We start from the raw sequence: 15,893 nt of genomic DNA, 5'->3' as shown, positions 1-15,893 counted from the left end.
TTATAGTTTAATAAATTCTACCCTTCTGTTACTTGCTTTACCTTCACTGGTAGTGTTTGGTGACACAGGTTGTGAAGATCCTTTTCCCTCAGTCTGCATCCGACTTGCATCTATCCCAAATTCTTTGCTAAAAGTTGTTTTAACTGCTTCGGCTCTTTTTTGCGATAAACTGAGGTTGGATGCATTGTCACCGTCACTATCGGTATGTCCCACAATTTTCACCTTTAGATCAGGATTTTCCTGTAGCACCTGAGAAATTTGTTTTAACGTACCATAAGATGCAGCATTGATAGTTGCTGCATTTACATCGAACAGGATGCCAGTGGTAGAGAGTTTCCCCTCAGAAATCAACTTATTACGCATATCAGGCGCACCAGAAGCCAGCTTCACATTAGTGATCAACCAGTTACTTCCATCATTATTTTGCTCAGTTTTAAAACGAATTGCATTATAACTCTCAGTTGAAGGCAGTACTGTTGGCAAATCACATACTTTATTCTCGTTGAGGTAAACGCGCACCCTTCCTTTTTGTCTCCATACCGCAACATGATAACTTTGGACATGCTGACGATCCAGTCCTGCAATCTTAGTTTCATTATTTAGCACCTTTTCACCATCGGGCTTATAGCTTTCGTACTGAAAGTAACCACGGTATGGGCTCACTAAAAACTCGGCGTAGGCAGTATGATAGATAAAATTATCCTTTTTGAAATCGACATGCGCCAATTGAAAACCGAAACCAGCGGTATTAGGCCCATTATAATTGGCAGCTGGAAGAAATACCACATCGTATTCAAGCGTAAAGTTATCAGGTAGCGTTTTAACAGTCAGTGGGATATACAATCCTTCTTTAGATACATTTAACCATTTACCTTCTTTCCGCTCTACGGTCATTACCTCACCTGAAGCATTGGTATTCCATTTCCCCGGAAAATCTCCAATTTCATTCTGGGAGAAATCATCATAGGTGATTATTTTATCCCCGGCAACAAAATCGTATTTACTATACGTTTTTAAAGATGCATTGGTGCCTCCTGATTTTGAAACTGCAGCATTACCATTAGTGCTGCTGGTCCCGGCATTACCTGTCCCCGAGGTAACTTTATCTATTTTCTTGTCAACAGCTTCGTTAACTTTTTGATTTATTTTATCTTTAAGATGCCCCAGGAATTGAGCATCTGCATATTGGGCAGACAATAGTCCCACACCAATTGCCATTATTATTTTCGTTTTCATGTTATTTTGATAAGGTTAAAATATCTACTGTTTTTGAAAGCCCTGTAGCATTATACCCACCGGCTACAAATACCTTATTATCCAGACTTGCTATTGCTGCTCCGGCATGTGCATCCGTCATTTTTATTGCCGACCAAACTCCAGTATTTACATCATAAATATCGACAGTCGCGGAGGGGCCGTTTTTCTTATACCCCCCTGCAAATATGAGCTTATTGCCTACTGCTATAGCACTGAGACTGTACCTGGCCTCACTTAATGATGCTGTAGACCAGGTTCCGGTACTTGTATCATAAATATCTACTGTACCCAATATCTGATCACGAATCAGATCAAGTCCCCCGGCAAATATCACTTTAGTTCCTGCTGATGCTGCTGCCAGATTAGATCTTGCGACACTTAATAGTCCGGTAGCCCAAGTCCCCGTATTTCCGTCGTAAATATCCACAGTTTTTGAAGGTAGCGTTGTCCATCCTCCTCCAAAAAATGCTTTATTAGAGCTAACTGTACTTGCCAATAAAGTTCGTGCTTCACTTAATTGCGCAGTTGACCAAAAACCTGTATTACCATCATAAATATCTACAGTTTTTGAATATACCGAGCCTGATGTTGTTCCTCCGGCAAATAGTATTTTACTACCAACAATAGCCGCTACTAAACTGTATCGTGCCACACTTAACTGGGCTTTTGACTTGGCCAATGATCCTGCATCAAATATATCTACCACATTCGAAGCAAATTGCGCATTCCCTCCACCAGAAAATAGCACCTTATTATTTACAGCCGCACCTGCCAAATTGGGACGAGGGCTACTTAATTGCGAGACTGTCCACAACCCAGTACCTACATCATAGATATCTACTGTACTCGATATCCCAGAAGCTGTTGTTCCTCCGGCAAACATAATTTTATTACCGGATGACGCTCCAGAAAGATCAGCCCTGGCTTCTGATAGCTGACTAGATCCAGTACTTGTTACTGTTGCGAAAGTATTTTCATCAACATTTTCGGGACTCTTTGGATGACTTTTTTTACAGGCAATCTGCAACCCAAAAATGGTTATTGCAAAAAGCAGGCAGCCTTTTCCATTTATTTTCATAGTGGTGGTTTTAATATACAATTATGCCACACGAAGTTACACCTGGATAAGAATGCAGAAATAGTAAAAAAACGCCAGATTTAATAAATTTGAAATAGGTATCTATCCAATCTCAATAGCGGTATCTTTTTTGAGTTCCTTAAGTACAAAATTACTACTGAGATTAGAAATATTTGCAATGGATGATATTTGCTCAATCACAAATCTATGATATGTATTTACATCTTCGACAGCTATTTTAAGGATGTAATCACTACTTCCAGCAATACACATTACTTCCAGTACTTCTTTAAATTTAATAATAGATTGCTCAAATTCCTTTAATGCAGCAATTGATTGCTCTTTAAGCGTAACTGTACAAATAACCATCAAATGTTTCCCTAACTTCTCTCGGTTTACTAAGGCAACGTACTTATCAATAAACCCTTCATTTTCAAGTTTTTTAATACGTTCATAAGTTGGTGATTGGCTCAACCCGATCCTTGCTGCAATTTCTTTTACATGCAAAGATGAATCTCTTTGCAGTAAGTTTAAGATTTTAGTGTCCATCGCGTCTAATGCAGTTGCCATAGTATTTCCTTTAAATGAAGTTTTAAAGAGCAAAATAAGTTATTTGATCTGACAAATCAGACATAAAAAGATATATTTCCTGATTTTTCTATATCAATAGATAATTAATCTACAATTCATCAATTTTGCAATACCAAATCATAAAGAACAATGTTAAAAAAACCTGATAATGAAAGATTAATGGCCTACATGGAGAAGGCAAAAGAACGTTCTGAATATTTTATTGGCTATCCTATAGCGCAGGATTTTGACTATTCAGAGCTTTACCCCTTATTAAAGCTTCCTTTAAACAATGTGGGTGATCCACTGGTAGAATCAACTTACGACCTAAATTCGAGATCACTTGAACAGGAAGTACTTCGTTTTTTTGCAGATTTGTTCCATGCACCATCTGATAATTGGTGGGGATATGTAACCAATGGCGGTTCGGAAGGAAACCTTTATGGTTTGTATGTAGCCAGAGAAATCTATCCAAATGGAGTAGTTTACTATTCGGAGGCGACCCATTATAGCGTACAGAAAAATATTCAGCTACTGAATTGCCAAAGCATAGTAATCCGTAAGCAAGAAAACGGAGAAATGGATTATGAGGATCTGCGCCAAATGGTGCAAATGAACCGGGATAAACCGGTCATTATTTTAGCCAACATTGGTACCACAATGACTGAGGCAAAAGACGATTTAAGTCGTATCAAACAAACGCTGGCTTCATTGGCTATAAAAAATCATTATATTCATTGTGATGCTGCGCTGGCGGGAACCTACAGTGCATTGCTAAATCTTGAACCGGGTTTCGATTTTGAATATGGTTGCGACAGTTTAGCTATAAGCGGACACAAATTTATTGGCTCACCAATACCTTGCGGTGTAGTTTTGGTAAAGAAAAATTACAAGGAACGTATTGGTAAAACCATTCCATACATTGGAACTGTAGATACTACAATTACCGGAAGCAGGAATGGACATAGCCCGATATTTATGTGGTATGCAATTAAAAAACTTGGTATCGAGGGTTTAAAGCAGCGTGCAATAGAAAGTCTGGAAACCGCACAATATGTACTCAACCGATTTAAAGAATTGGGTGTCAATGCCTGGTGTAATCCTTCTGCCTTAACCGTAGTTTTCCCGGCGCCAGCATTAGCCTTAAAGGTAAAATGGCAGCTTGCTACCGAAGATGGCATGAGTCACATCATCTGTATGCCCGGAATAAGCAAAGCGAAGTTTGATGAATTCTTCGCAGATTACGAATTGTCACTATCAGCAGAAAAAGTACGAGTATAAATCTTAAAAGCCATTTCTGACAACATCAGAAATGGCTTTTTTTATTTTCTCCTATTTTTTGCCCACAGCAGCCGCCCCGTAATCTGAGGCGATGAAGCGATCTTATTTTTATTGATTTCTATATTTCCTACTTCTTCAAATTTCTCAGGTCTAAACTCTGTAAGATAAATGTATTCATCCCTTACATAATCGTCGCCCCCTGAGTTGCCGCTACCCGTAGTGCCATCAATCTTTCCTGCATAAATACCATTGGTTACCGTAGCTAGTACAATATCAAAATATGTATTTGCCAAAGGCATAATTTGCGCTTTAGTCAAGCCATAACGTCCACTATTATAAGCTATCCATACGCCCTCTACATCATAGGCAAAATGATTAGCATCTTCAGTTCCACTGGGATAAGCGTAAGCAAAAAGATAGCAGGCAGAACCGGATTTGGAAGTATTGGGCTTCATATTAGCAAAAAACCAATCGATATTTGGTTTTACAATTGCATCATATCGTGTGATCCGATTAGCATCATCACCTAAAATTGTATGACATTGTACCAATCTCACAAAACCATTGGTAAGCATCCAGGCTTGGTTCCATGGCGCCGGCTCATTAGGTTTATAATCATTTGGTGCACCGGGAAAGTAGTATCGATTATTATCTGTAGTGCGAATAAACCTTGGAAGTATCCATTTATCCATCACATAATCAGCTTCAGTGATATATTTTAATGCACGGGCTTTATAGGTTGCTCCAAATCCCTTCGAATCGCCAATACCAACTGTGTTATTCCAAATTGATGGATTTTGCAGAATCAATAAAGAGCAAAAAGCCATATGAGAAAGAATCTGGCCTTGCTCCACCCCTGCCTGTTGCACAAGAACTTCAGGCTTAGAAGAAGGCCATACCGGTTCTATACTTCCTGTCCAGATGGTTCGTTGACCACCATTGACTGCAGAAGCCAAATCATTACGTCCGGCAAGCGCTGCATCACACAAATAGATCATTCGATCCAGTATAGCTATATCGTGCGTTGTTTCATACATTAAGCCGCATGCCTCGATTTGCTTACCTGAATTACCATAAACCCAAATGTTCCCATCATTAGTTGCCGGGGCAGAGATCTTATTATATATATAATTTTTAAATGCAATGGTCTCGTTGGATGTTACCGGACCGGAAAGGCTTTCAACAATCATGCTCGTTCCAGTATATACCGGTGGAGAGACAACAGGTGGGATAACAATCGGTGGAGTTGTATCTGGCTTATCCGGATCAGCGTCTTTTTTCTTGCCACAAGCAATTGTTGAAACCAATATACAGGCAAAGAGAAATAATTTTGGAGAGAGATTCGTTTTCATAAAATTGGTTTATACTTGGCTATAAAAATAACTGATATAGCTTGTATGATATTGTACAATTTTAGCTTAATGATAAGCGATGATTACATGAAAATTCTAATAATTAAATAGGTAGAATAAGGATTTATTAATATAATTTTTAATTTTACTTGTCTTTATTTACAACAATGAAAAAATCATTAACGCTGAGTATTTTAGTTTGCACTTTTAATTGGGTTAACGCTCAAAAAAAGCAGAATGTATATTTTTATAAAAACGATTACCAAGAAGTTTTAAGTAAAGATAGCGCCGACTTTATCAGAGTTATTCAAGAACCAGACAGCGGATCTGTTCTTTTCAAATTAATAGAACTATATCCAGACGGTAAAAAAAAAACATTGGGGAGTGTTTCGTCATTTCCACCATTAATATATGAAGGAGAATTGGTCTCTTATTACAGAAATGGCAAAAGAAAGAGCTCAGAATTCTTTAAAAAAAATGCGCCCATTGATAAGGCATATTTTTTTCATGAAAATGGTTCGGTGGATAGAATAACTGAATTCAGGAATAATGACCAACAAATTGATTTAGTAGAAAAATTACTAAATTATCAGGCTGATTCCCTTGGGCACGTCATGGTAAACGATGGGAATGGGCATGTTCTAGAAGAAACTTCAGCTTATGGTGGCGCTACTATAGAAGGGGATTACAAAGAAGGGTTTAAACATGGAACCTGGACCATGAAAAGTCATTCAGGTTTACTCCGATATAAAGAAAAATATAACAGTGGTGAATTTATTTCAGGTGAAAGTGAAATCAATGGAATGATACATGAATATACTTCAATTGAAGAATACCCAACAATGGAAGGAGGGGGTAACGTTTATGATTTCATATTAAAGAATTTGCAATGGCCCATTGATGCTGTGGGAAAAAAAATTCAAGGAAAAGTATTTTTAAGTTGCGTTGTTGACACGGATGGTACAATCTCGGATATTAAAATCGAACGCAAATTATTCCCATCTTTAGATGCAGAAGCCCTGCGCGTGTTCTCAACTTTACCTAAGTTGATTCCTGGTAGGCTGAAGTACTCCCGGTTTGCTGGACAGCTATAGGTCAAACTTAAGATTATTTAGGACACTTTTTTATTATTTTGATAGAATACCTCATTTGGCGTAAGATCGTCCATTGACCGATGCCTTCGTTCATTGTTATAAAATTCCACATACCGTTTTATACCCTGGAATAATTCCATACCACCGTTAGGTGGGTTAAGATAAATATACTCCTGTTTCAAAGATCTCCAGAATCGCTCAATGAACACATTATCCAAGGCTCTTCCCTTGCCATCCATAGATATACTTACATTACTGTCTTTAAGTGCTTTAGTGAAGATCGGACTGGTGAACTGTGAGCCTTGATCCGTATTAAATATACCAGGTGTACCATGTTCTTCAATGGTTTCAAGCAGTACATCTCTGCACCATTCTACGGTCATGGTATTTGAAATGCTCCATCCGACAATCTTTCGGCTGTACACATCAATAATGGCAAACATATACATGAAGCCTCTGAACATGGGAATATAAGTGATATCAGCCTGCCAAACCTGGCCCGGCCGATCTATTTTCAAGCCTTTCAGCAAATATGGATATTTATGGTGTGCCGCATTAGCCTTGCTCAGGTTCTTTTTAGGATAAATTGTCCGCAGGTTCATCACACGATAAAGACGACGTATACGCTTGTTATTCACATGACATCCCAAATCTTTGTTAAGATACGCAGTCATCCGGTCCACGCCGTAAAACGGGCAGTCAAGAAACTTACGGTCAATCAAATTCATTATCGACTGGTTGAACAGCGACTCGCCTTTAGGCTTGAAATAATAGCAGCTGCGCTGCAAGTTCAGTAGCTTGCACTGACTGGCAATACTCAGCGCCTGGTGCTCCGGGGAAATAAGGCTACGCCTTTCAATCATACTCATTTCCCCAAGACTTTTTTTAGGAAATCAACCTGGATCTGAAGTTCGCCAATCTTGGAGTACAGTTCCTTCTCTTTAGATTCTTCCTTTTCATCTGGTTTCTCTGAACCAAACACCGTATCGGCTTTCTCAAGAAATTCACGCTTCCACGCGGTGATCTGTGTGGGATGGAGACTGTATTTGGACGCAAGTTCTTGCATGGTACTACTTTCCTTAATTGCTTCAAGCACCACTTTGGTCTTGAAAACAGAACTGAATTTTCTACGCTCTTTTTTCATTTTCAACTGTTAAATTTATGAATTTAATCAGCTGTCCAATATTTGGGGAGTATTATAGGCTACATGGTTTCTCAGGTAAGCTAAAATTCCAATTTCCTATCTCTTTTACGATTTTATTTGAACCTTTGGAAAAGAAAAAAAGAATTAAAACACAAAAATAGTTATTTATAACAATGAAAAAATTATTAACGCTAATCATTTTAGTTTGCACTTTTAATTGGGTTAACGCTCAAAAAAAGCAGAATGTATATTTTTTTAAAAACGATTACCAAGAGGTTTTCAGTAAAGATAGCGCCGACTATATCAGAGTTATTCAAGAACCAGACAGCGGATCTGTTCTTTTCAAATTAATAGAGCTATATCCCGATGGCAAGAAAAAGAGACTTGGTAGCCTTTCAGAATTTCGTCCATTAATATATGAAGGAGAATTGGTTTCTTATTACAGAAATGGCAAAAGAAAGAGTTCAGAATTCTATAAAAACAATAATCCCATTGATAAGGCATATTTTTTTTATGAAAATGGTTCGGTAGATAGAATAACTGAATTCAGAAAAAATATTTCAAAAAATGGCCAACAAATTGATACGATAGAAACATTACTAAATTATCAGGCTGATTCCCTTGGGCATGTCATGGTGAACGATGGGAATGGGCATGTTGTAGAAGAAACTTCAGATTATGATGGCGCTACTATAGAAGGGGATTACAAAGAAGGGTTTAAACATGGAACCTGGACCATGAAAAGTCATTCAGGTTTACTTCGGTATAAAGAAGAATATAACGATGGTCAATTTATTTCAGGTGAAAGTGAAATAAATGGAATGATACACAGGTATACTTCAATTGAAGAACCCCCAGTAACGGAAGGAGGAATGGATAAATTTTATAATTACTTACGTAAGAATGTGCGGTGGCCCGATCAAGCCCTTGGTAAGGGAATTCAGGGAATAGTGTATGCGAGTTTCTATATTGAACCAGATGGTACGATGACAAATCTTAAAATCGAACGCAAATTATACCCACCCTTAGATGCAGAAGCCCTACGTGTATTGTCAGCTTCCCCTAAATGGATTTCAGGTAGGCAACATGGTTTCCCTGTTCGTTTAAAACTCAACATTCCTATTTCTTTTACCTATACAAACTAATCGAACCGAAAAAGAAGGAATTAAAACACAAAAATAATTATTTATCTTCTTTTGCGATCCCATTATCTTCTAATGCCTGATTATACCCTTGGGTAAATTTAATACTCCCCCAGGCCGTTAACATCAGCACAATATCTTCATCTTTTAACGGACCTGATACCTGGCCCTGGCAGTACACTAAAAATTCATTTTCCGTCATAATGTGCGCAATTTAGTCAAAAACGCATTAATTTAATCTTCCGAACACATTCAAAAAAATGTATTTTTAACACATCTGGAATTTATATTAACATTCTCATGATGAAAAGGAAATTTGATTTTGCTTTTATTGGTGTCCTAGGGCTCTTTATGACCAATACTATTATTCAATTAGTATTGTATGATAATTTATTGAGTATTAATAATTATGTAGGCTTTACATGTTTTATGATTGCCACAGCATTAAGATTTACTAATAATCGATATAGAAGATATGGATTACCAATACTACTTTTACTCTGCACATTCAACATTGCCAATTTAGAAATAGGAAATGTTGCATTTTTTGTTAGCTATGGTAGCATGGAATCTATAAGTATTAACCCAATAATTCTCTTTATTCTGATCATTTATTATTTCGTAAATAAGATAAATGTAAAACAAGTTGTCAAAACAATATTCTTTCCCAGCGCCGAAGAGCAAGAAATAGATCATCAAAAACTAACAGACTTTTACTTTAGAAAATTCGAAAATTGTAGTGACAAAGAACTAGAATACATAACTCGTAATTTCAAAGATTATCCTTTAGCTGCACAAAATGCATTGGAAAAGATACATACTCTAAAAGATCAACCAACAAAATTATAGACTCTTAAAAAAGTACGCAATTACCTTTTAGCAATCTCCTTTTGTTCAGGAAAATTAAAAAACTATTGATTATTTTGCATTATGAAGATCAATGAAGGCAAATAAATAGTAAACATTATGACCAATCAACCTCTTGAAATAAAAGTAGCGATACAAATTTCAAAACCTGTATCAGAAGTTTTTGAAGCTATTGTAGATCCTGATAAAATGAGTAATTATTTTATCTCAAAAAGCAATGGCAGGATGGAAACCGGCAAAGCACTGATCTGGCACTGGCCTGAATTTGATCAAGGTTCAGAAGTATTAGTCGACAAGATTGAAAATGACAAGTATATATCCTTTACCTGGGGTGGTGAACAAGGAACGACCAATCCGGTAGAAATCACCCTCCTCACAACCCAAACAGGAGCAACAAAAGTCACCATTATCGAAAGAGGTGGAAATAATGACGAGGCTGGAATAACGTGGCTAAAAGGAAATACTGAAGGTTGGGCTAATTTTCTTGCCTGTCTGAAAGCTTATCTGGAATACGGAATTAATTTGCGTAAAGGAGCTTTTGACTTTATGAAAGCATAGCTCTAATTATCACCTAACCTTTACCATGCTCAATATCAACCTTCCCAAACTACCTGAACTAGAAACAACACGTCTTATTTTACGTGAGCAACGCATTTCTGATGCCCCTGCACTATACGACCTACGTACCAATGAACAAGTTATGCGCTACATTGATCGTATAAGTCCTAAAAATATTGAGGAATCAGAACAAGTCATTCGGACCATTAATGAAAATTTCAGCAAAGGAGCAAATCTGATCTGGGCCATTACTTTAAAATCAAATCCTGAACTTATGATTGGGAACCTGGGCTTTTGGCGCACAGACTTACCCAATCATAGAGCAGAGCTAGGTTATATTCTTCAGCCTGATTACTGGCGAAAAGGTCTCCTCACAGAAGCATTGGTCAAAGTAATTGATTTCGGATTCAACCAGCTAAAGCTACATTCCATATGTGCAAACATCAATCCTGGAAATGAAGCATCTCGGGCTTTATTATTGAAACACGGCTTTGTTAAAGAGGCATATTTCAGAGAAAATTATTACTTCGAGGGTAAATTCCTGGACAGTGAAATCTATAGTCTACTGAAAGCATAACTTTGCCACAAACAATTATAATGGAACTAAAAAAGGTTTTTTATATTTGATTTCATCAAACTAATAAACAAACTAAAATTAACGTATCATGAGTGTTATTATGGTAATATTACGACCACACACCTTGATAAAATTCCTATCATGATTGCAAAAAGACTGGAGGGTATTAGTGAATACTACTTCTCCCAAAAACTGAGGGAAATTGAGTCCCTAAATAAAGAAGGCAAGAACATCATTAACTTAGGTATCGGCAGCCCCGATCTTCCTCCACATCCCGATGTGATCAAAACATTGCAGGAAGAAGCAGTGAAGCCGGGAGTACATGGTTACCAGGGCTACAAAGGTATACCTATATTACGACAAGCTTTTACAGATTGGTATCAAAGATGGTACAAGGTATCTCTAGATCCTGATACCGAAGTATTGCCACTAATTGGTTCAAAAGAAGGCATCATGCACATCTGTATGACCTATCTGAATGAGGGTGATGAAGCATTGATCCCCGATCCTGGTTATCCTACTTACAGCAGTGCGGTTAAACTGGCAGGCGGTAAACCAGTGAGTTATCTCCTAAAGGAAGAAAGAAACTGGTACCCAGACCTGGAAGCTTTGGCAATGAAGGATTTGAGCAAGGTGAAGCTGATGTTTGTAAACTACCCGCATATGCCCACCGGTCAACCGATAAGTGCTGGTTTGTTTGAAAACCTGGTTCGCTTTGCAAAGAAGAATCATATCTTGTTGGTACATGATAATCCTTATAGCTTCATCCTGAATGATAATCCGATAAGTCTTTTGGAGGTCCCTGGTGCTAAAGAAGTAGTATTGGAGCTGAACTCTTTAAGCAAATCGCATAATATGGCTGGTTGGCGGATTGGTATGCTTTGCGGATCTAAAGAACGGATTGATGAAGTATTAAGGTTTAAGAGCAATATGGATAGTGGTATGTTTCTTCCTCTGCAAATGGCAGCTGCAAAAGCATTAAGCCTTGGCTCTGACTGGTACAATCATATCAATAGTATTTATGCAGAAAGAAGAGCTAAAGTATATCGTATACTCGATATTCTGGGGTGTGGATACTCACTTAAACAAGTTGGCTTATTTGTCTGGGCAAAAATCCCTGATCATTATGAGGATGCCTATGCCCTTAGCGATGAAATCCTTTATGGAGCAAATGTTTTTCTTACTCCAGGTGGCATATTCGGGAGCCAGGGTAATCGATACATTAGGATCAGTCTTTGCGGTGACCTCTCCAGGTTTGAGGAAGCGATAACCAGGATCAGTAAATAACATAAACACAGCGTGTATAATTAAATTTAAATAATGAAAATAGCAGTAGTCGGTCTCGGACTTATTGGTGGTTCCATGGCTTTAGTATTAAAGGGAAAAGGCTTTGCCACCAAAGTATTCGGTGTAGATAATCAGGAGGCGCATACAAAGAAAGCACTGGAGCTTGGAATTGTAGATGAGATAACCGATCTGAATACCGCGGTAGCCAATAGTGATTTGGTTATATTAAGTGCCCCTGTGAGTGTTTGTACCACATTATTACCCCAGGTACTAGACCAGGTACAACACCAGATTGTGCTCGATACCGGTTCCACTAAGATGTCCTTACTAGACGCAGTAAAGGGACATATAAACAGGGGCAGATATATAGCCACCCACCCGATGTGGGGTACAGAATTTAGCGGACCGGAAGCTGCAACAGATCAGGCTTTCAATGGTCGGGCCAATGTCATCTGTAATGCATCAGAAAGCGATAAAGATGCACTGGCAACAGTAGAACAGTTATATACATTGCTTGGTATGTATAATGTATATATGGAAGGAAAAGATCACGATGTACACGTTGCCTATGTCAGCCATATTTCTCACATTACTTCTTTTGCGTTGGCCAACACTGTACTGGAAAAAGAGAAAGAAGAAAATGCCATATTTGAACTCGCCAGTGCGGGTTTTGAAAGTACAGTAAGACTTGCAAAAAGTAGCCCTGCGATGTGGATGCCCATATTTAAACAGAACAAAGAAAATGTACTCGATGTGTTAAATGAACATATTACTCAGCTCAGGAAATTCAAATCCTGTATTGAAAAAGAGAACTGGGCTTATCTTACTGAGTTGATGGAAAATGCGAACAAAATCAAACATGTGCTGGACCGGGAAGAATAATTCTGCTTATCTTTAAATAAATCCATACCGATGAAAAACGAGAAAGACCTCAAACTCGCCGTACTGATAGATGCAGACAATGTACCTTATGCTAATGTCAAGGAGATGTTCGAAGAAATCGCCAAATACGGTACTCCAACCTTTAAAAGAATCTATGCCGACTGGACCAAACCGACGGTTTCAGGGTGGAAAAAAGTACTGCTGGAAAATGCCATCACCCCCATTCAGCAGTACAGCTATTCCAGTGGCAAAAATGCAAGCGACAGTGCGCTTATTATTGATGCCATGGATATCCTTTATACGGGAAAAGTCGATGGCTTCTGTATCGTCTCCAGTGACAGTGATTTTACCAGGTTGGCCACCAGACTTCGGGAAGCAGGCATGAAAGTAATTGGTATCGGTGAAAAGAAAACATTGCCCCCTTTCATCACGGCCTGTGATAAATTTATCTATATTGAAATCCTGAAGCCAAAATTGCTTCCTGTGGAAGACAGTACCATACAAACCGTTACAAGTATAAAAACTCAGGAAACACAGCCTTTAAACAAGGTTGGTCCAGCAATTATTAGGCTCTTCGCAGATAGTATTACTGATTTAGCAGATGAAGATGGATGGGCATATCTTGGAGATTTGGGCAATCTGATGATGAAGAAAAAACCGGATTTTGACTCCAGAAATTATGGTTTTTCCAAATTACTGCCTTTAATAAAAAGTACCAACCGCTTTGAAGTGGACGAACGAGAAAGCGGGAAAGCAAATGTCAAGCACATCTATATCAGGAAACTCACTCAGCCAGCACCTGCACCAGCTATTAAAAAGACCAATCGTAAGAAAAACATGGGCAAATAGCCTTGAATTTAACCGACAAGTATTTATAGAACAAATTTTAAGACAATGGCACAAATTAAAAACTCAATTTTCGCTGCACTTTTATTCGGGCTTTTGTTCGGACTCTATTCTGCTTTTACCTCTAATGCTCATAATGCGCTAATTGCAGGACCAATTTCTGGACTTGCTTTCGGGATAGCCACGTATCTCTTCACAACTTCAAAAACAGTAAAACGACAGACGCAAATAAAAATCTCTTCCGGAGAAACAATAATTTATTCGGGTGGGGCAAATCATTTTATAAACGGTGAAGCTGTTGGTGGCAAACTTTATCTACTGGCAAACAAAATCCAATTTCAATCTCACGGTTTTAATTTTCAAAACCACGGACTAATTATTGATCTTCAAAAAGTTAAAAATGTAACATTTTACAATACCCTTGGACTTGTTCCTAATGGGCTTGCAATTTCTACAACAGACGGACAGACAGAAAAATTTGTTGTAAGCGGTAGACAACTGTGGAAAGATGAAATTGAAAAACTAATTCTATATACTCAATCCATTGATATCAGTAGTTAGTATTTCGCTCATGTAATCCAAAAATGGGCGCATATTCTTAAATGTCTGACTTGCCTCTTTTAAAAAATCCGGGCTTAAAACAGCCTCGTCAGAAAACTTTCGGATCAGCAGAAACTGTTTATAGCGTAAAAGATCTATAGCCTCAGCATTCGCATCAAAACCTTTAGGGGTTGTCTTTAATTGTTCCCCTTTTAAGTTTTCAAATGTGGAAATAAATGACTCGCTGCTTAAGATTTTCCTCATAGGTGCGGAATCAAATGAAATATCTTCTCTAATTAGCTTCAAATCATTCGCATTTGGCCCCCAAAATCCTCCTCCAATAAAACTATTACCCGGCTCAATATGAAAATAATAACCTCCCCTGCGGTATTTGGTTGCACGTTTAAAACTTCCACTCCAATGCGTTTTATAAGGTGTTTTGTCCTTAGAGAAACGGGTATCCCTATAAATGCGGTAGACACTTTTCACACCTGAAGGAGTTTCTATTACATCGTGAGTATTGAGGTCTTGCAATAATGCTTCTGCAAAGGCTATTACTATGCTCTGTTCATGCTGAAACTCTTCTTTATTGGCATTGAACCAGTCCCTGTCATTGTGATTTTTTAGCTTATTTAAAAAAGCAAGATTTGATGGAAATAGCTGAGCTTGTTTTGTAAGTGACTGTGCCATATTAGCTCAAATATATAAACTGTTAAAAATCGTTATCAAGTTTCTTTTCCATTCCAGTTTTTACCAAATTCAAAGTCACGAACATCTTATCATTTAAAGTTTTAAGAACCCGCATACGCTGACGTTTACCATTTTGACGTTTATTGGCAAGATTTGATATTGGCATACTTTCCGACTGGAAGTCAGTATGTCTTTTATAATCACTTTCAAATCCATAAGCATATTCCGGTATCTCCATTTTAATTTTATACTTACCGTCTTTTACAATTACAGTGAGCAAAGCATTAAAATAATACTTATCTATAACCCTACTAATAGCAGTCTTATCAGAAATATCATAGAAATTATTAACACTGCAAATTCCGGATTCTGCATCGTAATTTGAGTTATCCATTTTATTGCTGGTGAAGATTTTCTGTATAGCCAGTTTCGCCCTGGAGAATAATTCCTGCTTTGTGGTACCTGGTAAGTCTACAACTGCTTCTACATAAACTATATTATCTTTTACAGGTAGATAATCTTCCAAAGCAACAGTATCGGCAACCTTAGCCCCATTACGTTGAGTAGTCCAGGTAATGGCATCCTGAGCAAGTAAATTTAAGCTTGAAAGTAAACCTACTAAAATTAATAGAAGCGTTAATTTTGATGTTTTCATATTTAATGTAGTTATGATGCAATATTAAAATATTTTTTGAAAAAACATACCGTAACAGATCAGATTGAAATCC

At 37.7% G+C, this 15,893-nt stretch carries 19 protein-coding genes; 10 read left to right on the top strand and 9 right to left on the bottom strand.

All coding sequences use genetic code 11. The features are described from left to right. From P0Y49_05995 to P0Y49_05985, 3 genes are all read right to left on the bottom strand, one after another. Nucleotides 1-1,236, bottom strand: coding sequence for an OmpA family protein (locus tag P0Y49_05995; protein ID WEK20689.1), 1,236 nt, complete (start codon nt 1,234-1,236; stop codon nt 1-3). A 1-nt stretch (nt 1,237) separates the two neighbouring features. Beyond that, on the bottom strand, nt 1,238-2,335 hold the full coding sequence (locus tag P0Y49_05990; protein WEK20688.1) for a hypothetical protein: 1,098 nt from the start codon (nt 2,333-2,335) through the stop codon (nt 1,238-1,240). 102 nt (nt 2,336-2,437) lie between these two features. Further along, on the bottom strand, nt 2,438-2,905 hold the full coding sequence (locus P0Y49_05985; GenBank protein WEK20687.1) for an Lrp/AsnC family transcriptional regulator: 468 nt from the start codon (nt 2,903-2,905) through the stop codon (nt 2,438-2,440). Nucleotides 2,906-3,055: 150 nt separating this feature from the next. On the opposite strand from P0Y49_05985, the gene P0Y49_05980 reads away from it, so the two are divergent. After that, entirely contained in the window at nt 3,056-4,186 is a 1,131-nt protein-coding gene (locus tag P0Y49_05980) for a histidine decarboxylase (GenBank protein ID WEK20686.1), read from the top strand. A gap of 41 nt (nt 4,187-4,227) precedes the next feature. Here the strand turns inward: P0Y49_05980 and P0Y49_05975 are convergent, their stop codons facing one another. Beyond that, entirely contained in the window at nt 4,228-5,538 is a 1,311-nt protein-coding gene (locus P0Y49_05975; protein WEK20685.1) for an alpha-1,2-mannosidase, read from the bottom strand. A 167-nt stretch (nt 5,539-5,705) separates the two neighbouring features. On the opposite strand from P0Y49_05975, the gene P0Y49_05970 reads away from it, so the two are divergent. Next, nucleotides 5,706-6,632: an energy transducer TonB gene (locus P0Y49_05970; GenBank protein WEK20684.1), complete on the top strand. Its 927-nt coding sequence runs from the start codon at nt 5,706-5,708 to the stop codon at nt 6,630-6,632. A 17-nt stretch (nt 6,633-6,649) separates the two neighbouring features. On the opposite strand, the gene P0Y49_05965 is transcribed toward P0Y49_05970, so the two are convergent. Together P0Y49_05965 and P0Y49_05960 are read right to left on the bottom strand one after the other, a co-directional pair. Further along, a complete protein-coding gene (locus P0Y49_05965) occupies nt 6,650-7,501 on the bottom strand; it encodes an IS3 family transposase (GenBank protein ID WEK20683.1) in 852 nt (283 codons plus the stop codon). Further along, nucleotides 7,498-7,776, bottom strand: a complete 279-nt coding sequence (locus P0Y49_05960) for a transposase (protein WEK20682.1) — start codon at nt 7,774-7,776, stop codon at nt 7,498-7,500. Before P0Y49_05960 ends, P0Y49_05965 begins: the two co-directional genes overlap by 4 nt. Before the next feature lie 173 nt (nt 7,777-7,949). Here P0Y49_05960 and P0Y49_05955 point away from each other — a divergent pair, with 173 nt between their 5' ends. Further along, on the top strand, nt 7,950-8,921 hold the full coding sequence (locus P0Y49_05955) for a TonB family protein (protein ID WEK20681.1): 972 nt from the start codon (nt 7,950-7,952) through the stop codon (nt 8,919-8,921). Nucleotides 8,922-8,958: 37 nt separating this feature from the next. On the opposite strand, the gene P0Y49_05950 is transcribed toward P0Y49_05955, so the two are convergent. Next, a complete protein-coding gene (locus P0Y49_05950) occupies nt 8,959-9,120 on the bottom strand; it encodes a hypothetical protein (GenBank protein WEK20680.1) in 162 nt (53 codons plus the stop codon). 98 nt (nt 9,121-9,218) lie between these two features. Between P0Y49_05950 and P0Y49_05945 the strand changes: the two genes are divergently transcribed. The 7 genes from P0Y49_05945 (at nt 9,219) to P0Y49_05915 (ending at nt 14,496) form a co-directional block, all read left to right on the top strand. Continuing rightward, nucleotides 9,219-9,767, top strand: a complete 549-nt coding sequence (locus tag P0Y49_05945) for a hypothetical protein (GenBank protein WEK20679.1) — start codon at nt 9,219-9,221, stop codon at nt 9,765-9,767. A gap of 117 nt (nt 9,768-9,884) precedes the next feature. Continuing rightward, nucleotides 9,885-10,343 carry an SRPBCC domain-containing protein gene (locus tag P0Y49_05940; protein WEK20678.1) on the top strand — a complete coding sequence of 153 codons (459 nt, stop codon included), beginning with the start codon at nt 9,885-9,887 and terminating at the stop codon, nt 10,341-10,343. A 25-nt stretch (nt 10,344-10,368) separates the two neighbouring features. Next, on the top strand, nt 10,369-10,920 hold the full coding sequence (locus P0Y49_05935; GenBank protein ID WEK20677.1) for a GNAT family N-acetyltransferase: 552 nt from the start codon (nt 10,369-10,371) through the stop codon (nt 10,918-10,920). Between the two features lie 141 nt (nt 10,921-11,061). Next, entirely contained in the window at nt 11,062-12,207 is a 1,146-nt protein-coding gene (locus P0Y49_05930) for an aminotransferase class I/II-fold pyridoxal phosphate-dependent enzyme (protein WEK20676.1), read from the top strand. Between the two features lie 33 nt (nt 12,208-12,240). Further along, on the top strand, nt 12,241-13,089 hold the full coding sequence (locus tag P0Y49_05925; protein WEK20675.1) for a prephenate dehydrogenase: 849 nt from the start codon (nt 12,241-12,243) through the stop codon (nt 13,087-13,089). Nucleotides 13,090-13,119: 30 nt separating this feature from the next. Next, entirely contained in the window at nt 13,120-13,938 is an 819-nt protein-coding gene (locus P0Y49_05920) for an NYN domain-containing protein (GenBank protein ID WEK20674.1), read from the top strand. Between the two features lie 45 nt (nt 13,939-13,983). Beyond that, nucleotides 13,984-14,496: a hypothetical protein gene (locus tag P0Y49_05915; GenBank protein ID WEK20673.1), complete on the top strand. Its 513-nt coding sequence runs from the start codon at nt 13,984-13,986 to the stop codon at nt 14,494-14,496. Here P0Y49_05915 and P0Y49_05910 read toward each other — a convergent pair. Both P0Y49_05910 and P0Y49_05905 read right to left on the bottom strand, forming a co-directional pair. Next, nucleotides 14,464-15,165, bottom strand: coding sequence for a DUF2461 domain-containing protein (locus tag P0Y49_05910; GenBank protein WEK20672.1), 702 nt, complete (start codon nt 15,163-15,165; stop codon nt 14,464-14,466). The two genes, P0Y49_05915 and P0Y49_05910, sit on opposite strands and share 33 nt — an antisense overlap. A gap of 22 nt (nt 15,166-15,187) precedes the next feature. Next, nucleotides 15,188-15,820: a DUF4468 domain-containing protein gene (locus P0Y49_05905; protein WEK20671.1), complete on the bottom strand. Its 633-nt coding sequence runs from the start codon at nt 15,818-15,820 to the stop codon at nt 15,188-15,190. Between the last annotated feature and the right edge of the window lie 73 nt (nt 15,821-15,893).

The sequence above is a fragment of the Candidatus Pedobacter colombiensis genome (genome assembly GCA_029202485.1).
Classification (GTDB): domain Bacteria; phylum Bacteroidota; class Bacteroidia; order Sphingobacteriales; family Sphingobacteriaceae; genus Pedobacter; species Pedobacter colombiensis.
The sequence above is the reverse complement of the archived record's forward strand: the minus strand, read 5'-3'. Positions and strand labels throughout refer to the sequence as shown.

What these genes read in the sequence shown, in the direction of transcription:
- P0Y49_05925 (WEK20675.1), top strand. Translation starts at nt 12,241, where the DNA reads ATGAAAATAGCAGTAGTCGGTCTCGGACTTATTGGTGGTTCCATGGCT.
- P0Y49_05940 (WEK20678.1), top strand. Translation starts at nt 9,885, where the DNA reads ATGACCAATCAACCTCTTGAAATAAAAGTAGCGATACAAATTTCAAAA.
- P0Y49_05970 (WEK20684.1), top strand. Translation starts at nt 5,706, where the DNA reads ATGAAAAAATCATTAACGCTGAGTATTTTAGTTTGCACTTTTAATTGG.
- P0Y49_05950 (WEK20680.1), bottom strand. Translation starts at nt 9,120, where the DNA reads ATGACGGAAAATGAATTTTTAGTGTACTGCCAGGGCCAGGTATCAGGT.
- P0Y49_05920 (WEK20674.1), top strand. Translation starts at nt 13,120, where the DNA reads ATGAAAAACGAGAAAGACCTCAAACTCGCCGTACTGATAGATGCAGAC.
- P0Y49_05910 (WEK20672.1), bottom strand. Translation starts at nt 15,165, where the DNA reads ATGGCACAGTCACTTACAAAACAAGCTCAGCTATTTCCATCAAATCTT.
- P0Y49_05965 (WEK20683.1), bottom strand. Translation starts at nt 7,501, where the DNA reads ATGAGTATGATTGAAAGGCGTAGCCTTATTTCCCCGGAGCACCAGGCG.
- P0Y49_05960 (WEK20682.1), bottom strand. Translation starts at nt 7,776, where the DNA reads ATGAAAAAAGAGCGTAGAAAATTCAGTTCTGTTTTCAAGACCAAAGTG.
- P0Y49_05955 (WEK20681.1), top strand. Translation starts at nt 7,950, where the DNA reads ATGAAAAAATTATTAACGCTAATCATTTTAGTTTGCACTTTTAATTGG.
- P0Y49_05915 (WEK20673.1), top strand. Translation starts at nt 13,984, where the DNA reads ATGGCACAAATTAAAAACTCAATTTTCGCTGCACTTTTATTCGGGCTT.
- P0Y49_05980 (WEK20686.1), top strand. Translation starts at nt 3,056, where the DNA reads ATGTTAAAAAAACCTGATAATGAAAGATTAATGGCCTACATGGAGAAG.
- P0Y49_05935 (WEK20677.1), top strand. Translation starts at nt 10,369, where the DNA reads ATGCTCAATATCAACCTTCCCAAACTACCTGAACTAGAAACAACACGT.
- P0Y49_05990 (WEK20688.1), bottom strand. Translation starts at nt 2,335, where the DNA reads ATGAAAATAAATGGAAAAGGCTGCCTGCTTTTTGCAATAACCATTTTT.
- P0Y49_05905 (WEK20671.1), bottom strand. Translation starts at nt 15,820, where the DNA reads ATGAAAACATCAAAATTAACGCTTCTATTAATTTTAGTAGGTTTACTT.
- P0Y49_05975 (WEK20685.1), bottom strand. Translation starts at nt 5,538, where the DNA reads ATGAAAACGAATCTCTCTCCAAAATTATTTCTCTTTGCCTGTATATTG.
- P0Y49_05930 (WEK20676.1), top strand. Translation starts at nt 11,062, where the DNA reads ATGATTGCAAAAAGACTGGAGGGTATTAGTGAATACTACTTCTCCCAA.
- P0Y49_05945 (WEK20679.1), top strand. Translation starts at nt 9,219, where the DNA reads ATGATGAAAAGGAAATTTGATTTTGCTTTTATTGGTGTCCTAGGGCTC.
- P0Y49_05985 (WEK20687.1), bottom strand. Translation starts at nt 2,905, where the DNA reads ATGGCAACTGCATTAGACGCGATGGACACTAAAATCTTAAACTTACTG.
- P0Y49_05995 (WEK20689.1), bottom strand. Translation starts at nt 1,236, where the DNA reads ATGAAAACGAAAATAATAATGGCAATTGGTGTGGGACTATTGTCTGCC.